This is a genomic window from Streptomyces xanthii (assembly GCF_014621695.1).
Classification (GTDB): domain Bacteria; phylum Actinomycetota; class Actinomycetes; order Streptomycetales; family Streptomycetaceae; genus Streptomyces; species Streptomyces xanthii.
Map to the genome: position 1 here is coordinate 5,887,037 of NZ_CP061281.1, position 20,906 is coordinate 5,907,942.

Annotated in this window: 20 protein-coding genes; 11 read left to right on the top strand and 9 right to left on the bottom strand. The window is 73.2% G+C overall.

Features of this window, described 5'->3' with window-relative positions; all coding sequences use genetic code 11:
- Positions 1-63 precede the first annotated feature (63 nt).
- The 6 genes from IAG42_RS26525 to IAG42_RS26550 form a co-directional block, all read right to left on the bottom strand.
- Positions 64-573 carry a lamin tail domain-containing protein gene (locus IAG42_RS26525; protein ID WP_188339471.1) on the bottom strand — a complete coding sequence of 170 codons (510 nt, stop codon included), beginning with the start codon at positions 571-573 and terminating at the stop codon, positions 64-66.
- Between the two features lie 103 nt (positions 574-676).
- Positions 677-1,582, bottom strand: coding sequence for a chitosanase (locus tag IAG42_RS26530; protein WP_223206170.1), 906 nt, complete (start codon positions 1,580-1,582; stop codon positions 677-679).
- A gap of 31 nt (positions 1,583-1,613) precedes the next feature.
- On the bottom strand, positions 1,614-2,528 hold the full coding sequence (locus IAG42_RS26535; protein WP_188339472.1) for a rhomboid family intramembrane serine protease: 915 nt from the start codon (positions 2,526-2,528) through the stop codon (positions 1,614-1,616).
- Between the two features lie 92 nt (positions 2,529-2,620).
- Positions 2,621-3,631: an acyl-CoA dehydrogenase family protein gene (locus IAG42_RS26540; RefSeq protein ID WP_188339473.1), complete on the bottom strand. Its 1,011-nt coding sequence runs from the start codon at positions 3,629-3,631 to the stop codon at positions 2,621-2,623.
- Positions 3,631-4,770, bottom strand: coding sequence for an acyl-CoA dehydrogenase family protein (locus IAG42_RS26545; RefSeq protein WP_188339474.1), 1,140 nt, complete (start codon positions 4,768-4,770; stop codon positions 3,631-3,633). Before IAG42_RS26545 ends, IAG42_RS26540 begins: the two co-directional genes overlap by 1 nt.
- Positions 4,767-5,636: an enoyl-CoA hydratase gene (locus tag IAG42_RS26550; protein ID WP_188339475.1), complete on the bottom strand. Its 870-nt coding sequence runs from the start codon at positions 5,634-5,636 to the stop codon at positions 4,767-4,769. Before IAG42_RS26550 ends, IAG42_RS26545 begins: the two co-directional genes overlap by 4 nt.
- A 47-nt stretch (positions 5,637-5,683) precedes the next feature.
- Between IAG42_RS26550 and IAG42_RS26555 the strand changes: the two genes are divergently transcribed.
- The 8 genes from IAG42_RS26555 to IAG42_RS26590 all read left to right on the top strand — a co-directional run bounded on the left by IAG42_RS26555 (position 5,684) and on the right by IAG42_RS26590 (position 13,603).
- A complete protein-coding gene (locus IAG42_RS26555) occupies positions 5,684-6,826 on the top strand; it encodes an acyl-CoA dehydrogenase family protein (protein ID WP_188339476.1) in 1,143 nt (380 codons plus the stop codon).
- Positions 6,823-7,620 carry an SDR family oxidoreductase gene (locus IAG42_RS26560; RefSeq protein ID WP_188339477.1) on the top strand — a complete coding sequence of 266 codons (798 nt, stop codon included), beginning with the start codon at positions 6,823-6,825 and terminating at the stop codon, positions 7,618-7,620. Before IAG42_RS26555 ends, IAG42_RS26560 begins: the two co-directional genes overlap by 4 nt.
- Positions 7,617-8,234: a TetR/AcrR family transcriptional regulator gene (locus IAG42_RS26565; RefSeq protein ID WP_188339478.1), complete on the top strand. Its 618-nt coding sequence runs from the start codon at positions 7,617-7,619 to the stop codon at positions 8,232-8,234. The genes IAG42_RS26560 and IAG42_RS26565 overlap by 4 nt, the downstream gene beginning before the upstream one ends.
- A 10-nt stretch (positions 8,235-8,244) precedes the next feature.
- Complete coding sequence (locus IAG42_RS26570) at positions 8,245-9,402, top strand: acetyl-CoA C-acetyltransferase (protein WP_188339479.1); 1,158 nt, start codon at positions 8,245-8,247, stop codon at positions 9,400-9,402.
- 99 nt (positions 9,403-9,501) lie between these two features.
- On the top strand, positions 9,502-9,945 hold the full coding sequence (locus tag IAG42_RS26575; RefSeq protein ID WP_188339480.1) for a nuclear transport factor 2 family protein: 444 nt from the start codon (positions 9,502-9,504) through the stop codon (positions 9,943-9,945).
- Complete coding sequence (locus IAG42_RS26580; protein WP_188339481.1) at positions 9,942-11,516, top strand: FAD-dependent oxidoreductase; 1,575 nt, start codon at positions 9,942-9,944, stop codon at positions 11,514-11,516. The genes IAG42_RS26575 and IAG42_RS26580 overlap by 4 nt, the downstream gene beginning before the upstream one ends.
- A gap of 387 nt (positions 11,517-11,903) precedes the next feature.
- Entirely contained in the window at positions 11,904-12,695 is a 792-nt protein-coding gene (locus IAG42_RS26585) for an SDR family NAD(P)-dependent oxidoreductase (protein WP_188339482.1), read from the top strand.
- The gene (locus tag IAG42_RS26590; RefSeq protein ID WP_223206171.1) at positions 12,692-13,603 is read left to right on the top strand and encodes an alpha/beta hydrolase; all 912 of its coding nucleotides are present in this window, start codon (positions 12,692-12,694) and stop codon (positions 13,601-13,603) included. Before IAG42_RS26585 ends, IAG42_RS26590 begins: the two co-directional genes overlap by 4 nt.
- Before the next feature lie 84 nt (positions 13,604-13,687).
- Here IAG42_RS26590 and IAG42_RS26595 read toward each other — a convergent pair whose 3' ends face one another.
- The 3 genes from IAG42_RS26595 to IAG42_RS26605 form a co-directional block, all read right to left on the bottom strand.
- Positions 13,688-15,286, bottom strand: coding sequence for a flavin-containing monooxygenase (locus IAG42_RS26595; RefSeq protein WP_188339483.1), 1,599 nt, complete (start codon positions 15,284-15,286; stop codon positions 13,688-13,690).
- Positions 15,287-15,354: 68 nt separating this feature from the next.
- Positions 15,355-16,389 carry an acyl-CoA dehydrogenase family protein gene (locus IAG42_RS26600; RefSeq protein ID WP_188339484.1) on the bottom strand — a complete coding sequence of 345 codons (1,035 nt, stop codon included), beginning with the start codon at positions 16,387-16,389 and terminating at the stop codon, positions 15,355-15,357.
- Positions 16,386-17,942, bottom strand: a complete 1,557-nt coding sequence (locus IAG42_RS26605; RefSeq protein ID WP_188339485.1) for a FadD3 family acyl-CoA ligase — start codon at positions 17,940-17,942, stop codon at positions 16,386-16,388. Before IAG42_RS26605 ends, IAG42_RS26600 begins: the two co-directional genes overlap by 4 nt.
- 178 nt (positions 17,943-18,120) lie before the next feature.
- On the opposite strand from IAG42_RS26605, the gene IAG42_RS26610 reads away from it, so the two are divergent.
- Genes IAG42_RS26610 through dmpG form a run of 3 tightly spaced genes read left to right on the top strand, consistent with a single transcriptional unit; the run spans position 18,121 to position 20,886 of the window.
- Positions 18,121-18,906, top strand: a complete 786-nt coding sequence (locus IAG42_RS26610; protein ID WP_188339486.1) for a 2-keto-4-pentenoate hydratase — start codon at positions 18,121-18,123, stop codon at positions 18,904-18,906.
- 31 nt (positions 18,907-18,937) lie between these two features.
- Positions 18,938-19,855, top strand: a complete 918-nt coding sequence (locus tag IAG42_RS26615) for an acetaldehyde dehydrogenase (acetylating) (RefSeq protein WP_188339487.1) — start codon at positions 18,938-18,940, stop codon at positions 19,853-19,855.
- A complete protein-coding gene (gene dmpG / locus IAG42_RS26620; RefSeq protein ID WP_223206172.1) occupies positions 19,852-20,886 on the top strand; it encodes a 4-hydroxy-2-oxovalerate aldolase in 1,035 nt (344 codons plus the stop codon). Before IAG42_RS26615 ends, dmpG begins: the two co-directional genes overlap by 4 nt.
- Positions 20,887-20,906: the final 20 nt, after the last annotated feature.

Genomic DNA, 20,906 nt, shown 5'->3' on the forward strand with positions numbered 1-20,906 from the left:
GGAGGAGCGTACGAGGGTGCAGGGCCGGGGTGGGGCGCGGCCCTGCTCGTGCTCGGCCTGGGATCAGCTGTGGAAGCTGATGTAGCCGTTGCCGTCGCGGTCGTTGCCGGACTTCGTGTACTTGTGGGAGTCCGAGCCGGGGCCGGACGGCTTGTACACGTAGATCGTGTCGCCGCTGTTGTTCCACATGAAGTTGCAGTTGTCGCGGTAGACCACGTTGTTGGCGTCGGAGTCCGTGCCGTTGCCGCCGCGCAGCTTCACGTAGTCGCCGGGCTGGAGGCTGTGGCTCGCGGTGAACCGGAAGCTGTTGCCCGCGGCGTCCTTGACCAGGTAGCCCTTGAGGTTGATCGTCGCGGTCCTGGAGTAGTTCTTCAGCGTCACGTACTCCTGCGTGGTGTTGCCGCCCGAGCAGCGGTTGCTGTCCGTGCCCGGCGCGTCGTACTGGACCCCGCGGATCTTCAGCGCCGAGCTGTACTCGGTCGCGTGCGCGGGGGCCGCTCCCAGCAGGGTCACGGCGGCCAGCGCGGAGACGGACAGCGCGGAGGCCGTGGCCAAGGTGGGGCGTATGTTCATGTGTTGTCCTCTTTCGAGTTGGCCGGCGCACACGTGGGCGCCACTGTTTCGACACGTCATCTTCACAGACGGAACAGTGTGCGCGGGGCCAAATCGGCGTGAATCACGGCACCTTGAACGTTTCGCCGTAGACCTGCCACGTCAGTGGGGTCTTCAGGGACAGGTTCCCGTCGTAGAGGAACTGGCGCTGTGCCGTGTCGATGCGGGTCGTGTCCCGGTCCGGGCGCTTCGCCTTCATCGCATCGCGCCGCAGGTCGAGGAAGATGTCGAGGTACGACTTCTCGCTGCCGCCCTGGGACGGGGTGTCCGCCTCCTTGATGGCGGCCTCGCGCAGACCGTAGAAACCGCTCGGGCCCGTGCCGGGGCCGTGCAGCACCATCGCGTCGTAGTAGATGAACTGGCCCAGCGTACCGAGCCCGTCGAGCTTGGCGAGACGGACCGCGGGATCGAAGTAGACCCGGTCGCGCTCGGTCTCCTGGGCGTCCCGGAACTCCTTCTTCCTCGCCTCCGCCTGCCACGCCTTCGTGAAGCCCGGGTCGAGCCCCTCGTGCGAGTCCGAGCCGTCGACCTCGCGCAGGGCGGGCAGATAGCGGGCCAGTCCGTTGCCCGGGTGGTCCTTGGTGTAGCGCTCCACCAGCGTCAGCAGGTCGTGGGTGCCCGTGCAGAAGCCGATGATGCCGGCCGTGTAGCCCTTGTCGTCGCCGATGTCCTCGATGTAGCCGTACTGGCCGCGCCAGTCCAGCGTCGAGTTCTCGGCGCTCGCCACGATCTGCTGCGCCAGCTCCTTCTTCGCCGGCGCGGCGAGCCCCGGCGGCAGACTGGCTATCAGCTTGTCGTCGGCCTTGCGTTCGGCGGCCGATTTGTCCTTGTCGTACGGCTGCGCCGAGGCCGACGGGGAAAGGGCGGGGGAGTCGTCGGTCTTCCCGTCGGGGGACATGAGGAAGACCGCGACCGTGGCGAGGGGTGCCACGGCGAGGAAGGTGAGGCCCAGACAGCCGGCGCGTTTCATGCGGGACAGAGTAAGCGGCGCCCCGACCGGGTCAGGCAAGTGCTCCCGCTTTGAGCACCGTGAGCAGCAGGAGCACGGCGAGCAGCCCGACGCAGGCCGCCGTCTGCACGGCCACGCGGCGCTCGCGCGGGGCGTACACCAGACCCACCGCGGCCACCGCGCCCGCCAGCAGTCCGCCCAGATGCCCCTGCCAGGACGCGAACCCGGCGGAGACCAGCATCCACACCAGGAAGTACGCCATGAACTGGTTGACCCCGCGCATGTCCCAGCCGAGCCGTCGGGCGATCACGTAGTACGCGGCGGCGAGCCCGAAGATCGCGCCGGACGCACCGACCGTCGGCGTCTCCGGGGCGAGCAGCAGCACCAGCACCGAGCCGCCGAGCGCCGAGAGCAGGTACAGGGCGAGATAGCGGACCCGGCCGAGCTGCGACTCGACGAGCCGGCCCAGGTTCCACAGGGACGCCATGTTCAGCGTGATGTGCAGCAGCCCGTACCAGCCGTCGGTGGGCGGCAGATGCAAGAACGAGCCGGTGAGCAGCCGGTACCACTCGCCCGCCGCGACGCCCTCCGGCTGGAAGGCCGCCGGGTGCGGATCCTGGTACACGTACGCCCCGCCGTCGGGCCCGAGCAGGCCGAGCCCCAGCATCTGCAGCCGGTCGACGATCTGCGGGCGCACCAGCTCGCCGAGGTAGGCCAGCACGTTCACCGCCATGAGCACGTACGTGACCAGCGGCACGGCCGCGATCCGCCCACCGGCGACCGTGCGGGCCTGGCGCACGGTGCGGCTGCCCTCGGCCACGCACTCCGGGCACTGGAAGCCGACCGACGCGTCCCGCATGCACTGAGGGCATATCGGCCGCTCGCAGCGGGCGCAGCGGATGTGCGTCTCGGTGCCGGCGTGGCGGTAGCACGTCGGGGTCGTGGCGGACTGGGGCGTGGGTTCCACGGCCGGCTCCTGAGGTCAGCAACGTCATGAACGTCGGGCGCCGCTCAAAATAGCGAACCCGGAGATCACGCCCGCCGCGGCCCCCGTGCCGGTCACCCCGCGGACGACTCCCTCCACGGCGCCGGCCCGCCCGCCGCCGGGACCAGCCGGGCCCGGCACTGCGCCGGCGTGCCCCACGCGTCGCGCAGGGGGAGGGCCTTGCGGAGCCACAGGGAGAGGTCCAGCTCCTCCGTGTAGCCGACCGCGCCGTGCAGCTGGAGGGCGGCGCGGGCCGCCCGGTACGCCGCCTCGCCCGCCGCGAGCTTCGCCGCCGCGATCTCCTCACCGTCCAGTGTGAGGGCGGCCCCGAACAGGAGCGGGCGGGCGAACTCCAGACCCACCAGCGCGTCCGCCAGCCGGTGCTTGACCGCCTGGAACGTGCCGATGGCCACCCCGAACTGGCGGCGCTGGCCCACGTACTCCACGGTCCTGCGCAGCAGTTCGAGCCCGACGCCGAGGGACTGGGCCGCGGTGAGGAACGCGGCCAGATCGGTGGCGCGGGCCAGGGCCGCCGCGGCCTGGGGCCCCCGGGCCAGCACCTCGCCGCCCTCCGGGACGAACAGGCGGCGCGCCGGATCGGCCGACTCCCGCAGCGGGCCGTGCCCGGCGGCCAGACGTATCGCGTCGCCGTCCGCGACGAGCACCGCGTCCGCCGCGTCCGCGTCCAGCGCGTACGGGCCCGCGGCTCCCGATGCCAGGGAGACCAGCGCGTCACCGGAGGCGATCCGCGGCAGCCACTCCTTCGCGGCGCCCGTCCCCTCCGGCAGCTCCGCGAGCAGCGCCGCCGCGGCGGCCGTCTCCACGACCGGGCCGGGGACCGCGTGCCGGCCCAGCTCCACGTACGCCACCGCCAGCTCGACCGGCAGCGGCCCGAGCCCCTCGTGCTCCTCGGGCACCGCGAGCGCGAACACCCCGGTCTCCGCGAGCCGCGCCCACAGCGCCCGGCCGGGCCCGGAGTCGCCGGCCGCCCAGGCCCGCACGGCCGCGGGGGTGCCGGCCGCGCCGAGCATCCGGTCGAGGGTGCGGCCGAACTCGGCCTGCTCCGTGTCCAGGAGGAACCTCATCAGCGGCGTCCCTTCGGCAGGCCGAGCAGCCGCTCGGCGATGATGTCGCGCTGGATCTCGTTCGTCCCCGCGTAGATCGGGCCCGCGAGCGAGAACACATAGCCCTCCGCCCACTCGCCGTCCGCCAGCTCGGCGTCCGCGCCGAGCAGGTCCAGCGCCGTCTCGTGCAGCGCGATGTCGTACTCCGACCAGAACACCTTGTTCAGGCTGGACTCGGCGCCGATCTGCTCACCGGCGGCGAAACGCGACGCGTTGGCGTACGTGAAGAGCTGGTAGGCCCGCGCCCCGACCAGGGCGTCCGCCACCCGGTCGCGGACCGCCGGGTCCGCGCCGCGCTCGCGCCACAGCGCCGCGAGCCGGTCCGCGGCGGCGAGGAAGCGGCCGGGGGAACGCAGCGTCAGGCCCCGCTCGTTGCCCGTCGTCGACATCGCGATCCGCCACCCGTTGCCCGGCTCGCCGATCACGTCCTCGTCGGGGACGAACACGTCGTCCAGGAACAGCTCGGCGAACGCCGGCTTCCCGTCGAGCCTGCCGATCGGGCGGACCGTGACACCGGGCGCCTTCAGGTCGAACATCAGATACGTCAGGCCCTGGTGCGGCTTCGGCGCGTCCGGGTCCGTACGGAAGATGCCGAAGGCCTTGTCGGCGAACGCGGCCCGCGAGGACCAGGTCTTCTGGCCACTGAGCAGCCAGCCGCCGTCCGTGCGCACGGCCCGGGAGCGCAGCGAGGCCAGGTCCGAGCCCGACTCCGGCTCCGACCAGGCCTGCGCCCACACGACCTCGCCGCTCGCCATCGACGGCAGCACGCGGGCACGCTGCTCGTCGGTCGCGTGGTCGAAGAGCGTGGGGGCCAGCAGGTTGATCCCGTTCTGCGTGACGCGGCCCGGGGCGCCCGCCGCGTAGTACTCCTCCTCGAAGACCAGCCACTTGAAGATGTCGACGCCCCGCCCGCCGAACTCCTCGGGCCAGGACACGACCGCCCAGCGGTCCGCGTGCAGCTCGGCCTCCCACGCGCGGTGCGCGGCGAAGCCCTCCTCGGTCTCCAGGGAGGGCAGCGGCTCGGCCGGTACGTGCGCGGCGAGCCACGCGCGGGCCTCGGCCCGGAACGCGTCCTCCTCGGGGGTGAAGTCCAGGTTCATCGGGTGCCCGCCTCCTTCATCGACCGGACGTCCATGCCGCCCAGGGAGTCCGCCGCCGTCTCCGCGTTGTGCGCGTGCGCCAGGTGGTGCAGGCCGAACACCGAGTCCATGCCGGTGTGCAGGCCCTGGAGGTCCTCCGCCTGGTTCACCGCGCGCTTGGTCAGGGCGAGGCCGAGTCGCGGCATCTCGGCGATCTTCCGCGCCAGTTCGTCCGTGCGTCCGGCCAGCTCGCCGCGCGCCACCACCCGGTTCACCATCCCGACCTCGTACGCGCGCCGGGCGCTCATCCGCTCGCCCGTGAACAGGAACTCCTTGGCGATGCGCGGCGGCATCACCCACGGGTGCGCGAAGTACTCGACGCCGGGGATGCCCATGCGCACGACCGGGTCCGCGAAGAACGCGTCCTCGCTCGCCACGATCAGGTCGCACACCCAGGCCAGCATCAGGCCGCCCGCCACGCACGCGCCGTGCACGGAGGCGATCACCGGCTTGGGCAGCTCGCGCCAGCGCCGGCACATGCCGAGGTAGACCTCCGACTCGCGGGCGAACCGGGAGTCGGCCCCCTGCTTGTCCGAGTGGTCCCACCACAGACCGGCCTTCCGCTCGAACGGGAGGTGGGCGTCCCGCTCCGGCGTGCCGATGTCGTGGCCCGCGGAGAAGTGCTCGCCCGCGCCGGAGAGGACGACGGCCTTCACACCGGAGTCCTCCGCCGCGCGGTAGAAGGCGGCGTCCAGGGCGTAGGTCATCGCCGAGTTCTGCGCGTTGCGGTACCGGGGACGGTTCAGCGTCACGTACGCGACCGGGCCCCTGACCTCGTACAGGACGGGCGAGGCGGGGTCGGACAGGTCGGGCTGCGGTGCGGGCATCGGATTCATCCTTCCCTAACAAGTGTTTGGTAGGTTAGCTTATGCGCATGGACAGCGTCGAGGACTTCCGGACCGGCTTTCGCAGCTGGCTGGAGCGTGAACTCTCCGGCGGATTCGCCTCCTTGCGGGGGAAAGGCGGACCCGGCCGTGAGCACGAGGCGTTCGCCGAGCGCCTCGAATGGGAGCGGCACATGGCCGCGCACGGCTGGACGTGCGTCGGCTGGCCCGAGGAGCACGGCGGACGCGGCGCGAGCCTCGCGCAGCAGATCGCCTTCCACGAGGAGTACGCCCTCGCGGACGCCCCCGCCCGGGTCAACCACATAGGCGAGCAGCTGCTCGGCCCCACCCTCATCGCCTTCGGCACCGAGGAGCAGAAGGCCCGCTTCCTGGAGCCGATCCGCCGGGTCGAGGAGCTGTGGTGCCAGGGGTACAGCGAGCCGGGCGCCGGCTCCGACCTCGCGGGCGTACGCACCCGCGCCGCCCTCAGCGAGGACGGCACCGAGTGGATCGTCGACGGACAGAAGACCTGGACGTCGCTCGCGCACGAGGCCCAGTGGTGCTTCGTGATCGCCCGCACCGAGCCCGGCTCGCGCCGGCACGCCGGACTCTCCTACCTCCTCGTGCCGCTGGACCAGCCCGGCGTCGAGGTCCGCCCCATCGTCCAGCTCACCGGCACCAGCGAGTTCAACGAGGTGTTCTTCGACGGCGCCCGCACCGCGGCCTCGCACGTCGTCGGCGCTGTCGGCGACGGCTGGCGCACCGCCATGGCCACCCTCGGCTTCGAGCGCGGCATCTCCACCGTCGGCCAGCAGATCGGCTTCCGCCGGGAGCTGACGGACCTGATCGCCCTCGCCGAGCAGAACGGCGCGATCGGCGCCCCCCTGCTGCGCGACCGCCTCGCCCGCGCCTGGACCGGCCTGCGCACCATGGAGGCCAACGCGCGGCGCGGCGTCGACCCCTCCGTCGCCAAGCTCTACTGGGCCACCTGGCACCGCGACCTCGGCGAGCTCGCCATGGACATCCGCGGCGCCGCCTCCATGCTCGCCGAGGGTGAACCCTACGAACTCGACGCGTGGCAGCGCCTGTTCCTCTTCTCCCGCGCCGACACGATCTACGCGGGCTCCGACGAGATCCAGCGGAACATCATCGCCGAGCGCCTGCTCGGCCTGCCGAAAGAGGTGCGTGCATGACGACGCCGAAGTCCAGCGTTCCCGAGTACGTCCCCGGCCACCGGCTCCTGGAAGGCCGCACCGCCGTCGTCACCGCCGCCGCGGGCGCCGGCATCGGCGGCGCCACCGCCCGCCGCTTCCTGGAGGAGGGCGCCCGCGTCGTCATCAGCGACGCCCACACCCGCCGCCTCAAGGAGAGCGAGCAGGCCCTCGCCGAGGAGTTCGGCGCCGACCGCGTCTCCGCGCTCGCCTGCGACGTGACCGACGAGGAGCAGGTACAGGCCCTGTTCGCCCACGTCACCGAGGTCCACGGCGGCCTCGACATCGTGGTGAACAACGCGGGCCTGGGCGGCACCGCCGCCCTCGTCGACATGACCGACGAGCAGTGGACCCGCGTCCTGGACATCACCCTCAACGGCACGTTCCGCTGCACCCGCGCGGCCCTGCGCGCCTTCCGCGACACCGGCCGCCGGGGCGTCGTCGTCAACAACGCCTCGGTGATCGGCTGGCGCGCCCAGGAGGGCCAGGCCCACTACGCCGCCGCCAAGGCCGGTGTCATGGCCCTCACCCGCTGCGCCGCCCTGGAAGCCGCCGAGTACGGGGTCCGGGTCAACGCGGTGGCGCCCAGCCTCGCCATGCACCCCCACCTCGTGAAGGTCACCTCCGCCGAACTCCTCGCGGAGCTCACCGAGAAGGAGGCCTTCGGCCGCTACGCCGAGCCCTGGGAAGTGGCCAACGTGATGGTCTTCCTCGCCTCCGGCTACTCCTCGTACATGACCGGCGAGGTCGTGTCCGTGAGCAGCCAGCACGCATGAGCGCCTCGCCCGAGCGGCGGCGCCAGCTCCTCGACACCGCGGCCGCGGTGTTCGCCGCCCAGGGCTACGACGCCACGACCGTCCGCCGCATTGCGGACGCCGCGGGCATGCTCGCGGGCAGCCTCTACTACCACTTCGACTCCAAGGACTCGATCGTCGAGGAGATCCTGCGCGGCTTCCTCGACGAGCTCGCCGGGCGCTACGACACGGTGCTCGCCGCCGGACTCGGGCCGCGCGAGACGATGCGCGCCCTGGTCACCGAGTCCTTCAGAGAGATCGACCGGCACGGACCCGCGGTCGCCATCTACCAGAAGGAGTCCAAGACCCTCGCGGCCCGGGAGCGCTTCGCGTTCCTCGCCGCGTCCCAGAGCACGTTCGAACAGACCTGGCTGACCACGCTGAAGGACGGCGTGGCGGCCGGCGAGTTCCGGGCGGACCTCGACATCCGGCTCACCTACCGCTTCGTGCGCGACACCGTCTGGGTCGCCGCGTCCTGGTACCGGCCCGACGGCCGGCACAGCCCCGAGGAGATCGCCCGCCAGTACCTGGCGACCGTCCTGGACGGGATCGCCGCACCCGACCGATCAGACCATTCCCCAGCCCCGCAAGGATGAAGGAGCCGTCATGGCCGAGGCCTACATCGTCGAAGCAGTCCGCACCCCCGTCGGCCGGAAGAAGGGCGGACTGAGCGCCGTCCACCCCGCCGACCTGGGCGCCCACGTCCTCAAGGAGCTCGTCGCGCGCACCGGCGTCGACCCGGCCGCCGTCGAGGACGTCGTCTTCGGCTGCCTCGACACCGTCGGCCCGCAGGCCGGCGACATCGCCCGTACCGCCTGGCTCGCCGCCGGACTGCCCGAGGAGGTGCCCGGCGTCACCGTCGACCGGCAGTGCGGATCCTCCCAGCAGGCCGTCCACTTCGCCGCCCAGGGCGTCCTGTCCGGCACCCAGGACCTCGTCGTCGCCGGCGGCACGCAGAACATGTCGATGATCCCCATCGCGTTCGCCTCCCGGCAGGCCGCCGAGCCGCTCGGCCTCACCGACGGCCCCTACATCGGCAGCGAGGGCTGGCGCGCCCGCTACGGCGACCAGCCGGTCAACCAGTTCCACGGCGCCGAGCTCATCGCCGAGAAGTGGGGCATCACCCGCGAGGCCCAGGAGGCCTGGGCGCTCCAGTCGCACCAGCGCGCCCTGCGCGCCATCGACGAGGGCCGATTCGCGAAGGAGATCGTCGCGTACGGCGACGTCACCGTCGACGAGGGCCCGCGCCGCGACACGTCCCTGGAGAAGATGGCCGGCCTCAAGCCCGTCGTCGAGGGCGGCACCATCACCGCCGCCTGCTCCTCCCAGGTCTCCGACGGCGCCGCCGCCATGCTGCTCGCCTCCGAGCGCGCCGTCCGCGAGCACGGACTCACCCCGCGCGCCCGCATCCACCACCTCTCCGTGCGCGGCGAGGACCCGATCCGGATGCTGTCCGCGCCGATCCCCGCGACCGCGTACGCGCTGAAGAAGACCGGCCTGTCCATGGACGACATCGACCTCGTCGAGATCAACGAGGCGTTCGCGCCCGTCGTCCTGTCCTGGCTCAAGGAGACCGGCACCGACCCGGCGAAGGTGAACGTGAACGGCGGCGCGATCGCCCTCGGCCACCCCCTCGGCGCGACCGGCACCAAGCTCATGACCACCCTCCTGCACGAGCTGGAGCGCACCGGCGGCCGCTACGGCCTGCAGACCATGTGCGAGGGCGGCGGCCAGGCCAACGTGACGATCATCGAGCGCCTCTGACGCCCCCGGCGTCCGCGGCGTCGCGTGGCGGCGGCCCGTCTCCCACTGAGCGGGAACGGACCGTGGAGCACCGGGCCGGGTGGGGACAGGGTGTGGGCCATGACCCGTACGTCTGTTCCTCCCGAGCCCGGTGACGCGTTCGCGCTGCGGCGCCTCGCCGAGAACTACGCCCTCGCGGTCGACGCCCGCGACCCGGCCCTGTTCGACGCCCAGTTCACCGCCGACGCGCGGATCGTCGCCCACGAGGCCGACGGCAGCCTCCTGTGGGAGCGCGGCGGCAGCGCCGAGCGCGCCAAACTCCTCGACGACCTCTCCGTCTTCCCCCGCACCTTCCACCAGGTCGGCAACCACGTCGCCGAGATCACCGGACCCGACCGGGCCCGCGGCGTCACCTACTGCGTCGCCCACCACCTCGGCGCCGAGGGCGGCGACCTGCGCTGCCCCGTCCGCTACGAGGACGAGTACGAGCGCACCGCCGACGGCTGGCGGATCGCCGCCCGCGCCGTCTTCCCCCAGTGGTACGAGAGGAGCGAGACCCTGTGAGCGCACAGACCCCGCAGACCACCTCCTGGGACGAGACGGTCGACGTCCTCGTCGTCGGCTCCGGCGGCGCCGCCCTCACCGGCGCCTACAGCGCCGCCGCCCAGGGCCTCGACACCCTCGTCGTCGAGAAGACCGAGTACTTCGGCGGCACCACCGCCTACGCCGGCGCCTGCCTGTGGCTCCCCGGCAACCAGGCACAGGCCCGCGCCGGCGTCGAGGACAGCGCCGACCTCGCCCGCGCCTACTTCCGCTCCCTCGTCGGCGACGCCACCCCGCACGAACTGCAGGACGCCTACCTCGACGGGGCGGGCCCGCTCGTCGAGTTCCTCGAGCGCGACGAGCTCATCGACTTCGAGTACCGGCCGTTTCCCGACTACTACCCGGGCCCCGGCCGCTTCGACGCGGGCCGCGGCGTCTTCCCCGTACCGCTGGAGCGCCCCGAGGGCTCGGCCGAGCTCCTCGACGCGGTCCGCCCGCCGGCCTACGCCGAGCGCCTGCGACTGCCCGCCCCCGAAGGCCCGTTGGAGGACGGCCGGGCCCTCATCGGCCGGCTGCTGCTCGCCCTGCACGGCGCGGGCGGCCGCGCCGAGCGCCACACCGCGCTCACCGCCCTCGTCCAGGACGACACGGGCCGCGTCACCGGCGCCGAGGTGCGCACCGCCTCCGGCGGGACCCGGCGCATCGAGGCCCGGCGCGGCGTCCTGCTCGCCGCCGGCGGCTACGAGCGCGCCTCCGACCTGCGCCGCACCTGGGGCAACGGGCCGGGCGCCGACTGGACCATGGGCCCGGCCGGCGGCGGCACCGGCGACGCGCTGCGCGCCGCGACCGGGCTCGGTGCCACCGCCACGATGCTCGACGAGAGCTGGTGGTGCCCGTCCGTGCTGTTCCCCGACGGCAGCGCCGCGTTCGCCCTCGGCTTCCGCGCGGGTGTCTTCGTCGACGCGCGGGGCCGCCGCTTCGCCAACGAGTGCCTGTCCTACGACCGGATGGGCCGGGCCATGATGGCCGCGGGCGCCGGCGACCGGCCCGACCGGCCCGTGTGGTGGGTGTGGGACGCGGCGCACGGCGAGGAGCCGCCCGGCATCGTCCTCGTGCCCACCGACCGGGAGTCCTTCGAGCAGGCCGGGGTGTGGCGCACCGCCGACACGATCGAGGGCATCGCTGCCGAGATCGGTGTGCCGGCGGACGCGCTGGCCGCCACCGTCAAGACGTTCAACGGGTACGCGGCCGAGGGGCACGACCCCGAGTTCGGGCGCGGTGACGACCCCTACGACCGGTTCTTCACCGACCCGGAGTCGACCGTACCGAACCCGTGTCTGCTGCCGCTGGAGCGGGGGCCGTTCCACGCGGTGCGGATCGTGCTCGGTGACCTCGGCACGAAGGGGGGTCTCGGCACGGACGTCCACGCGCGGGTTCTGCGCGGTGACGGCTCCGTGATCGAGGGGCTGTACGCGGCCGGCAACACGGCGGCGAACGTCACCGGGCCCGTCTACCCCGGGCCCGGTGCCCCCATCGGCACGGGCATGGTCTTCGGCCACCGCGCCGCAACCCACATGGCCTCCGGCACCTGAGGGGGCGCCCCCGTTGGGGCCGGGGATCGTCGCCGAGTGCCGCGCCGTCGTGGTTGCTCGCGCAGGTCCCCGCGCCCCTTACGGGGCGCATCCCGCCCGGCGCCTGTGGGAGCTGACCCAGCCGCCTTGGGCAGTCTGCCGCCTGGGGCGGCACGGGTGGGCAAGGCGGCACCCCGGCGCCGGGTGCGCGTTTCATCGGGCCTCGGCTACGGCGCCGCCGCCGTTGGGGCCGGGGACCGTCGCCGGGTGCTGCGCCGTCGGGGCTGGTCGCGCAGTTCCCCGCGCCCCTGACGGGGCGCATCCTGCCCGGCGCCTGGGAGGCGTCGTCCCGGCACCCCGGCGCCGGTCGGGTCAGTACAGGCATACGAATCGAGGAGGCGGAACACGATGTCCGATGAACGAGGGCAGGTACGGGGCAGCCTGGAAGGAAAGGTCGCGCTGGTCACCGGCGCCGCCCGCGGCATGGGTGAGGCCATCGCCCGCGAGCTGGCGCGGCGCGGCGCACACGTCGTGCTCGGCGACGTCCTCACCGAGCAGGGCGAGAAGACCGCCGCGTCGATGGGCGAGGCGGCCCGCTTCGTGCCGCTGGACGTCACCGAGCCGGACTCCTGGGCGGCGGCCGTCGCCACGGCCACGGACCGCTTCGGCCGCCTCGACATCCTGGTCAACAACGCCGCGATCTACACGACGGCCCCGCTCGTCGAGGAGACCGCCGAGCAGCTGGAGCGGCTGCTCAAGGTCGACCTGGTCGGCCCCTTCCTCGGGCTCCAGGCCGCCGTGCCCGCCCTGCGCGCCGCGGGCGGCGGCGCGATCGTCAACATCTCCTCGCAGGCCGGCCTCCAGGGCATCATCGGCCACGGCGCGTACGGCGCCGCCAAGTGGGGCCTGCGCGGCCTGAGCCGCACCGCCGCCCTCGAACTCGGCGGCTTCGGCATCCGCGTCAACTGCGTGTTCCCCGGCGCCATCGACACCGCGATGACCGCCCACCTGGGCACCACCGACCACCCCGCGGCCGCGCTCGGCCGCATCGGCCGCCCCGAGGAGGTCGCCGCCCTCGTCGCGTTCCTCGCCTCCGACGACGCCTCCTATCTGACCGGCGCCGAGATCGCCGCCGACGGCGGCGCGACGGCCGGCCGGATGCCGGTGTTCGCCCCGCGCGGTGCGCAGGCCGACGCATGAGCCGCACCCCGCGCCCCGACGTGCAGGTCCTCATCGACGCCTGCACCGCCGCGTTCCCGCCGCTCGGCACGACCATGACCGACATCCGCGAGGTGCGGGCCTTCTTCGCCGCCCGCACCGCGCCCGAGCCGCCCCGGCTGCCCGCGCTCGACCGGGTCACCGACACCGACGCGCGCGGCGTCCCCGTACGGGTCTACGAACCGGGCGGCGGCCCGGACGCCCCCGTCGTCGTGTTCTTCCACGGCGGCGGCATGGTGCTGTGCTCCCTCGACTCCCACGACGGCTTCTGCCGCGAACTGGCCGCGGGCACCGGCGCGACCGTCGTCTCCGTCGACTACCGGCTCGCCCCCGAGCACCCCTTCCCCGCCGCCTTCGAGGACGCGTACACGGCGCTGCGCTGGGCCGCCGACACCCACCCGGGGCGCCCGCTCAGCGTCGCCGGGGACAGCGCGGGCGGCAATCTCGCCGCGGTCACCGCGCTGCTCGCCCGCGACCGCGGCGGCCCGGCGCTCACCGCCCAGCACCTCTACTACCCGATGCTCGACCCGGCCCGCGACACCGCCTCGTACACCGAGAACGCGCGCGGCTACTTCGTCACCGCCGACCACCTGCGCTGGTACTGGGAGCAGTACCTGACCGGCCCGGCGGACGCGCTCGACCCGCGGGCCACGCCCTTCGCGGCCCGTGACCTGTCCGGGCTGCCGCCCGCGTTCGTCGTCACGGCCGGCTTCGACCCGCTGCGCGACGAGGGCCGCCGCTACGCCGAACTGCTGGCCGCCGCCGGGGTCCCGGTCGAGCACCACGGCTACGACGAGGCGTTCCACGGCTTCATGACCATGGGCGCGGAGGTGGCCATCCCGGAGGCGCGCGACGCGTGCGCCAAGGCGTTCGCCGCGCTGCGGAACTGAGCGCGGACAGACGGGAAGGGGCCGGCGGGGTACACACCCCGCCGGCCCCTTCGTTCGTAGGCCGCGCCGCGCCGCGCCGCGCCGTCAGCTCAGCAGCTCGAAGCCCTCGTAGCCGTCCGCAGCGACCTTCTCGATGATGTCCCCGTACGCGCCGAACCCGCCGACGAACGGCATGAACACCCGCGGCTTGCCCGGGATGTTGGCGCCCAGGTACCAGGAGTTCGCCGCCGGCATCAGCGTGCCGTCGGCCCGCCTGCGGCACTCCTCGACCCAGCCGTCGACCGCCGGGGTCCGCGCCTCCACGCCCGCGTGCCCCCGCTCCGACAGATGCGTCAGGAGGCCCGCGATCCAGTCCACGTGCTGCTCCCCGCACAGGATCATGTTGGCGAGCACCGACGGGGAGCCGGGACCCGCGATGTTGAACAGGTTCGGGAAGCCGTCGACGCCGAGCCCGAGGTACGTGCGCGGACCGGCCGCCCACGCCTCCTTCAGGGTCCGCCCCTCGCGGCCCGTGATGCCGATGCGGTCGAGGGAGCCGGTCATCGCGTCGAAGCCGGTCGCGTACACGAGGACGTCCAGCTCGACCAGTTCACCGCCCGCGAGCCGCACCCCGGACGCCTCGATCCGCTCGATCGGCGTCGCCTTGAGGTTCACGAGGCGCACGTCGTCGCGGTTGTACGTTTCGTAGTAGCCGTCGTCCGTCACGATGCGCTTCGTGCCGATCGGGTGGTCGGTGGGGACCAGGAGGTCGGCGACGGCCGGGTCGTCGACGACCGCCCGCACCTTCTCCTCCCAGAAGGCGCGCGCCACGTCGTTCGCCGCCCTGCTCGTGACCTGGTCCGGGAACGTCTTGGAGTACAGCACCCCGCCCAGCCGCCACCGCTCCTCGAACGCGGCCCGCCGCTCCTCGGCCGCCGCCTCCAGAGTGTTCAGCGGGTGCGCCATGTGCGGGGAGCCGCCGCCGGAGCGCCGCGACAGCGCGCGCCGCTCGGCGTACGAGGCCTTCTGCGCCGCCCGCTCCTCGTCGCTCAGCGGCTTGTTGCCCGCCGGGATCGAGTAGTTGGCGCTGCGCTGGAACACGGTCAGGTGCGCCGCGTCCTCGGCGATCAGCGGGATCGACTGGATGCCCGAGGAGCCCGTGCCGATCACGCCGACCCGCAGCCCCGTCAGGTCGACGCCCTCGTGCGGCCACTGCCCCGTGTGGTACGAGGCCCCGGCGAAGTCGGCGACGCCCTCGATCTGCGGTGTGTGCGCCGTCGACAGACAGCCCACGCACGTCAGCACATACCGGGCCTCCACGACCCGGCCGTCGTCGGTGCGCACCGTCCAGCGCAGCCGCTCCTCGTCCAGTTCGGCGGAGACGACCGAGGTGCCGAACGTGAAGTGCCGCAGCAGGTCGTGGCGTTCGGCGACGTGCTCGACGTAGCGCAGGATCTCCGGCTGCGTCGCGTACTTCTCCGACCAGTCCCACTCCTGCTCCAGCTCCTTGTCGAAGGAGTACGAGTAGTCGACGGACTCCACGTCGCAGCGGGCGCCCGGGTACCGGTTCCAGTACCAGACGCCGCCGGGTCCGTCGCCGCGCTCGAACCCGGCGACGGTGAGACCGAGGGCGCGCATCCGGTAGGCGGCGTAGAGGCCGGAGAAGCCGGCACCGACGATGACGACGTCCACCTGTTCAGGCATGACGGGTCCTTTCGTGAGACGTTCGGAAAGAGGTCCGAGGGGGAGGGGATGGGAGGGGGCGCCGCGCGTCAGACCAGCGCCAGGTTCCGGCGGTGCCAGGCCGAGGAGCCGAGCAGCCGGGCCGCCGAGTGGGCCCGCTTGAACCAGCGGTGCGCCGGGTGCTCCCAGGTGATCGCGATGCCGCCGTGCAGCTGGATCGCCTCACCGGCGATCCACTCGAAGCTCTCGCAGCACGCCGCCTTCGCCGCGCCCGCGGGCACCTCGCCGTCCACCGCCGCGGCCAGCAGCGAACGCGACGACTCCAGCGAGGTGAACATGTCGGCCAGCCGGTGCTTGACCGCCTGGAACGAGCCGATCGGGCGCCCGAACTGCTCCCGGTCCTTCGCGTACCGGAGCGTCGACTCGAACGCGACGGACGCCCCGCCCACCGCGTCCGACGCCAGCACCAGCGCGCCCGCCTCCAGGGCGGCGGCCAACGCCGTTGCGGCCGAGCCGAGTTCACCCACGGGCACGCCCTCGGCCCGGGTCAGTTCGAGCCGCCACTGCGGCCGGCTGTCGTCCATCACCGGCACCGCCGTGAGCGTGACCCCCTCGGCGTCGGCCGGGACCAGGAACAGGCTCGGCCCGTGGTGCTCGGTGCGCGCCACGACGAGCAGCGTGTCGCCCGCAGCCGGCAGATGCTCCTTCACACCGGACAGCCGCCACGCGCCCCGCACCAGGGCGGCGCTGGTGCGCTGTCGCCCGGTGTCCCACTCGGCGTCCTTCTCGGCCCACGCGAGCGACGCCGTCCGCGAGCCCTCCGCGAGCTCCGGCAGCAGCCCCGCGCACACCTCGGTGTCCCCGCTCGCCAGCAGCGCGGCCGGCACCAGGACGGCACTGTCGAGGAACGGTACGGGGCTCAGGGCCCGGCCCAACTCCTCGCTGACCACCGCCAGTTCACCCGGCCCGGCGCCGAAGCCCCCGTACTCCTCGGGGATCGCGAGCCCCGCCACGCCGATCTGCCCGGCGAGCGGTCCCCAGGCCGCCGCGCCCTCGTGCGCGGCCAGCACCTGGCGGACCGCCGCCGCGAGCTCCCGCTGTTCCGGTGTGCGTGCGCCGCTCATCCGGCCACCTCCTGTGCGGCCCGCGCGCGCAGCGCCGGCTTGTCGACCTTGCCCGCCGCGTTGTGCGGCAGTTCCGCGAGCGGCAGGAACCGGCGCGGCACCTTGAAGTTCGCCAGCCGCTCCCGCGCCCAGCTCGTCAACTCCGCGTCGTCCGGCTGCTGTTCACCGTGCGCCGGCACGCAGAACGCGATCCCGACCTCGCCGAGCCGCCGGTCGGGCGCGCCGACCACCGACACGTCCGAGAGCCGCGGATGCGTGCGCAGCACCTGCTCGATCTCGGCCGGATACGCGTTGAACCCGCCGACCACGAACATGTCCTTCAGCCGGTCCGTGATCGTCAGGAAGCCCCGCTCGTCCAGGACCCCGACATCGCCGGTGTGCAGCCAGCCGTCCGCGTCGACCGCCTCCGCCGTCGCCTCCGGATCGTCCAGATAGCCGCGCATCACGTGGAAGCCCCGGGTCAGGATCTCTCCCGGCTCACCCGGCACCGCGGAGTCGATCCGCAGCTCCGTGCCCGGCAGCGCCTTGCCCGAGGTGTGCGCGAGCCGCTCCGCCGACTCGGTGGGCGGACAGATCGCCACCGTGCCGTCGGACTCCGTGAGCCCGTACGCGGTGAACACAAGGCCCGCGCCCAGCTGTTCACGGATCTCCTCGATCAGCGTCGTCGGGATGCCGGCCGCGCCGGTCCCCGCCATCCGCATCGAGTCGACGGCGAACCCGGCCCGCCGCGGATGGTCCAGCACCGCGCGGAACACCGCCGGCGCGCCCGTCAGGACACTGACCCGCTCGGTCGCGATCCGCCGCAGCGTCCGCTCCGCGTCGAAGACCTGCTCCGGCAGCATCGTCGCGCCCACCCGCAGACAGGCGAGGATCCCCGCCTTGTAGCCGAAGGTGTGGAAGAACGGGTTGACCAGCAGATACCGGTCCCCGCGCGTCAGCGTGACGCCCTTCGCCCACTCCGTGTACACGCGCACCGTCTGCCCGTGCGTGGTCAGCACCCCCTTGGGGCGCCCCGTCGTCCCGGACGTGAACAGGATGTCCGCGACGTCGTCCGGGCTCACCGCCTCGGTCCGGGCCCGCCGCGCCGCGCCGTCCACCTCGCGGGCGCGGCCCAGGAAGCCGGCCCAGGCGCTCTCGTCGTGCAGGATCACGACCCGGTCCAGGTCCGGCAGCTCCTCCCCGGACTCCGCGAGCATCCTCGCGTAGTCGGTGCCCAGGAAATCCGTCTCCGTGAACAGCACCCGGCAGCGCGCCCGGCGCAGCATGTCCGCCGCCTCCCGGGCCCGGTAGCGGGTGTTCACCGGGACGAGCACCCCGCCCGCGGCGAGCGCGCCCAGCGCGGCGACGACCCAGCGCGCACTGTTCGGCGCCCACAGCGCGACCCGGTCGCCCGGCGCGAGACCCCGCGCCATCAGCGCCCGCGCGGCCTCGTCGACCGCGTCCCGCAGCGCCTCGAAAGTCCAGCTCTCGCCCTCGTACCCGAGGGCCTCGTCGTCGCCCCAGGCGTCGGCCGCCCAGTCCGCGAGTCCGGCGATCGTCAGTGGCCCGTCCATCCGGCGCACCCTCCTCAGAAGTCCGTACGCCGGGGAGGTTCGCAGAGCCTGGGGCGGTGCGGCAGCCGCGCCTTCCCACTCACCGGGAAGTGACCGTCGCAGCGGGCCGCGCCCCCCGCCTACGGTCACGGCACCCGGGCAACAGCCACCGGCAACCGAGCAGTGAGGAGCGGGCGCGATGCTCACCGAGCAGGAACGGCACAAGGCCGCCGAGGCGCTGGCCGCGGCGGAGGCGGCACGCGCGCCGATCGCGCCGCTGACGGAGACCTTCCAGGGACTCACCGCCGTCGACGCGTACGAGATCCAGCTCATCGGGATCCGCGGCCGCGTCGCCGCGGGCGAGCGGGTGCACGGCCACAAGGTCGGCCTGTCCTCGCCCGTCATGCAGCAGATGATGGGCGTCGACGAGCCCGACTACGGCCACCTCCTGTCCACCATGGAGCTGACCGAGGACACCCCCGTCCCCGCCGCGCGCTACTGCGCCCCGCGCATCGAGGTCGAGATCGGCTTCGTGCTCGGCGAGAGCCTGCCCGGCGAGGACTGCACCGTCGCCGACGTGCTGGCCGCCACCGAACGCGTCGTCCCCGCCCTGGAGCTCATCGACTCCCGGATCGCGGACTGGCGCATCTCCATCGGCGACACCATCGCCGACAACGCCTCCTCGGCCGGATACGTCGTCGGCGCCGGCCGCGCCCCCGCGGGCCTCGACCTGAGGGCCGTCGAGGCCCGGCTCACCGACGACACCGGCACCGAGCTGGCCACCGGCCGCGGCGACGCGGTGCTCGGCGACCCCGCCGAGTCCGTCGCCTGGCTGGCCCGCACCGTCGCCCGGTTCGGCGTGCGCCTGGAGGCGGGGCACCTGATCCTGCCCGGCTCCTGCACCCGCGCCGTCGACATCGCGCCGGGCCGCACCTACACCGCCGACTTCACCGGGCTCGGCTCGGTGTCCCTTTCCTTCGAATGACCTTCGAGTGACCCTTCGAGTGAGGCTGAGTATGACGACCGTACGGAAGAAGGCGACCGCCGCCATCGTCGGCTCCGGCAACATCGGAACCGACCTTCTCTACAAGCTCCAGCGCTCGGAGCTCATCGAACCCCGCTGGATGATCGGCGTCGACCCGGCCAGCGAGGGCCTCGCCAAGGCCCGCGAGGCGGGCCTCGACGCGAGCCACGAAGGCGTCGACTGGCTCCTCGCCCAGGACGAGCTGCCCGACCTGGTCTTCGAGGCCACCAGCGCCTACGTGCACGCCGCGAACGCCCCCCGCTACAAGGAAGCCGGCATCCGGGCCATCGACCTGACGCCCGCCGCCATCGGGCCCGGCGTCGTACCGCCCGCCAACCTGACCGCGCACCTCGACGCCGACAACGTCAACATGGTCACCTGCGGCGGCCAGGCCACCATCCCCATGGTGTACGCCGTCTCCCGCGTCGTGCCCGTCGCCTACGCCGAGATCGTCGCGTCCGTCGCCTCCGTGTCGGCGGGCCCCGGAACCCGGCAGAACATCGACGAGTTCACCCGCACCACCTCGCGCGGCATCGAGCAGATCGGCGGCGCCGAACGCGGCAAGGCCATCATCATCCTCAACCCGGCCGAGCCGCCCGTGATCATGCGCGACACCGTCTTCTGCGCGATCCCCGAGGACTGCGACCACGAGGCGATCGTGCGCAGCGTCAAGGAGGTCGCCGCCCAGGTCGCCGAGTACGTGCCCGGCTACCGGCTGCGCGCCGACCCGCAGTTCGACGCGCCCCGCCCCGAGAACGGCGGCATGGCCCGCGTCGCCCTCTTCCTCGAGGTCGAGGGCGCCGGCGACTTCCTGCCGCCCTACGCAGGAAACCTCGACATCATGACCGCCGCCGCGACCCGCGTCGGCGAGGAGTTCGCCCGCCGCATTCAGCAGGGGAGTGGCAAGTGACCATCGAAGCGCCCTACTCGGCGGAGCTCGACCTCCGCGTGACCGACTCGTCGCTGCGCGACGGCTCGCACGCCCACCGCCACCAGTTCACCGCGGAGAACGTCCGCTCGATCGTCACCGCGCTCGACGGCGCCGGCGTCCCCGTCATCGAGGTCACCCACGGCGACGGACTGGGCGGCTCCTCCTTCAACTACGGCTTCTCGCACACCCCCGAGCAGGAGCTCATCAAGACCGCCGTCGAGGCCGCCGAGCGCGCCAAGATCGCGTTCCTGATGCTGCCCGGACTCGGCGTCAAGGACGACATCCGCGCCGCGCAGGCCAACGGCGCCGACATCTGCCGCATCGCCACCCACTGCACCGAGGCCGACGTCAGCGAGCAGCACTTCCAACTCGCCCGCGAGATGGGCCTGGAGACCGTCGGCTTCCTGATGATGGCGCACGCCACCACTCCGGAGAAGCTCGCCAAGCAGGCCCGCATCATGGCCGACGCCGGCTGCCAGTGCGTCTACGTCGTCGACTCGGCCGGCGCCCTCCTCATGGACGACGTCACCGACCGCGTCTCGGCCCTCGTCGCCGAACTCGGCGACGACGCCCAGGTCGGCTTCCACGGCCACGAGAACCTCGGGCTCGGCGTCGGCAACTCCGTCGCCGCCGTGCGCGCGGGTGCCCGCCAGATCGACGGCTCCACCCGCCGCTTCGGCGCGGGCGCCGGCAACACGCCCGTCGAGGCGTTCGCCGCCGTCGCCGAGAAGTCCGGCTGGCGCACCGGCATCGACGTCCTGAAGATCATCGACGTGGCCGAGGACGTCGTACGGCCCGTCATGGACGACGAGTGCCTCCTCGACCGGATGTCCCTGCTCATCGGCTACGCGGGCGTCTACTCCTCGTTCCTCAAGCACGCCGACCGGCAGGCCGAGCGCTACGGCGTCTCCGGCGCCGAGATCCTCCTCGAAGCCGGCCGCCGCAAGCTCGTCGGCGGCCAGGAGGACCAGCTCATCGACATCGCCGTCTCCCTCGCCGCCCGTTCCTGAGACCTCCGGAAGAGACCTGA

Bases quoted from the DNA above. Each gene is read 5' to 3' on its own strand.
- IAG42_RS26585 (WP_188339482.1), top strand. From the start codon at position 11,904: ATGTCCGATGAACGAGGGCAGGTACGGGGCAGCCTGGAAGGAAAGGTC.
- IAG42_RS26615 (WP_188339487.1), top strand. From the start codon at position 18,938: ATGACGACCGTACGGAAGAAGGCGACCGCCGCCATCGTCGGCTCCGGC.
- IAG42_RS26570 (WP_188339479.1), top strand. From the start codon at position 8,245: ATGGCCGAGGCCTACATCGTCGAAGCAGTCCGCACCCCCGTCGGCCGG.
- IAG42_RS26610 (WP_188339486.1), top strand. From the start codon at position 18,121: ATGCTCACCGAGCAGGAACGGCACAAGGCCGCCGAGGCGCTGGCCGCG.
- IAG42_RS26530 (WP_223206170.1), bottom strand. From the start codon at position 1,582: ATGAAACGCGCCGGCTGTCTGGGCCTCACCTTCCTCGCCGTGGCACCC.
- IAG42_RS26600 (WP_188339484.1), bottom strand. From the start codon at position 16,389: ATGAGCGGCGCACGCACACCGGAACAGCGGGAGCTCGCGGCGGCGGTC.
- IAG42_RS26525 (WP_188339471.1), bottom strand. From the start codon at position 573: ATGAACATACGCCCCACCTTGGCCACGGCCTCCGCGCTGTCCGTCTCC.
- IAG42_RS26560 (WP_188339477.1), top strand. From the start codon at position 6,823: ATGACGACGCCGAAGTCCAGCGTTCCCGAGTACGTCCCCGGCCACCGG.
- IAG42_RS26550 (WP_188339475.1), bottom strand. From the start codon at position 5,636: ATGCCCGCACCGCAGCCCGACCTGTCCGACCCCGCCTCGCCCGTCCTG.
- IAG42_RS26545 (WP_188339474.1), bottom strand. From the start codon at position 4,770: ATGAACCTGGACTTCACCCCCGAGGAGGACGCGTTCCGGGCCGAGGCC.
- IAG42_RS26590 (WP_223206171.1), top strand. From the start codon at position 12,692: ATGAGCCGCACCCCGCGCCCCGACGTGCAGGTCCTCATCGACGCCTGC.
- IAG42_RS26565 (WP_188339478.1), top strand. From the start codon at position 7,617: ATGAGCGCCTCGCCCGAGCGGCGGCGCCAGCTCCTCGACACCGCGGCC.
- IAG42_RS26555 (WP_188339476.1), top strand. From the start codon at position 5,684: ATGGACAGCGTCGAGGACTTCCGGACCGGCTTTCGCAGCTGGCTGGAG.
- IAG42_RS26540 (WP_188339473.1), bottom strand. From the start codon at position 3,631: ATGAGGTTCCTCCTGGACACGGAGCAGGCCGAGTTCGGCCGCACCCTC.
- IAG42_RS26575 (WP_188339480.1), top strand. From the start codon at position 9,502: ATGACCCGTACGTCTGTTCCTCCCGAGCCCGGTGACGCGTTCGCGCTG.
- IAG42_RS26595 (WP_188339483.1), bottom strand. From the start codon at position 15,286: ATGCCTGAACAGGTGGACGTCGTCATCGTCGGTGCCGGCTTCTCCGGC.
- IAG42_RS26605 (WP_188339485.1), bottom strand. From the start codon at position 17,942: ATGGACGGGCCACTGACGATCGCCGGACTCGCGGACTGGGCGGCCGAC.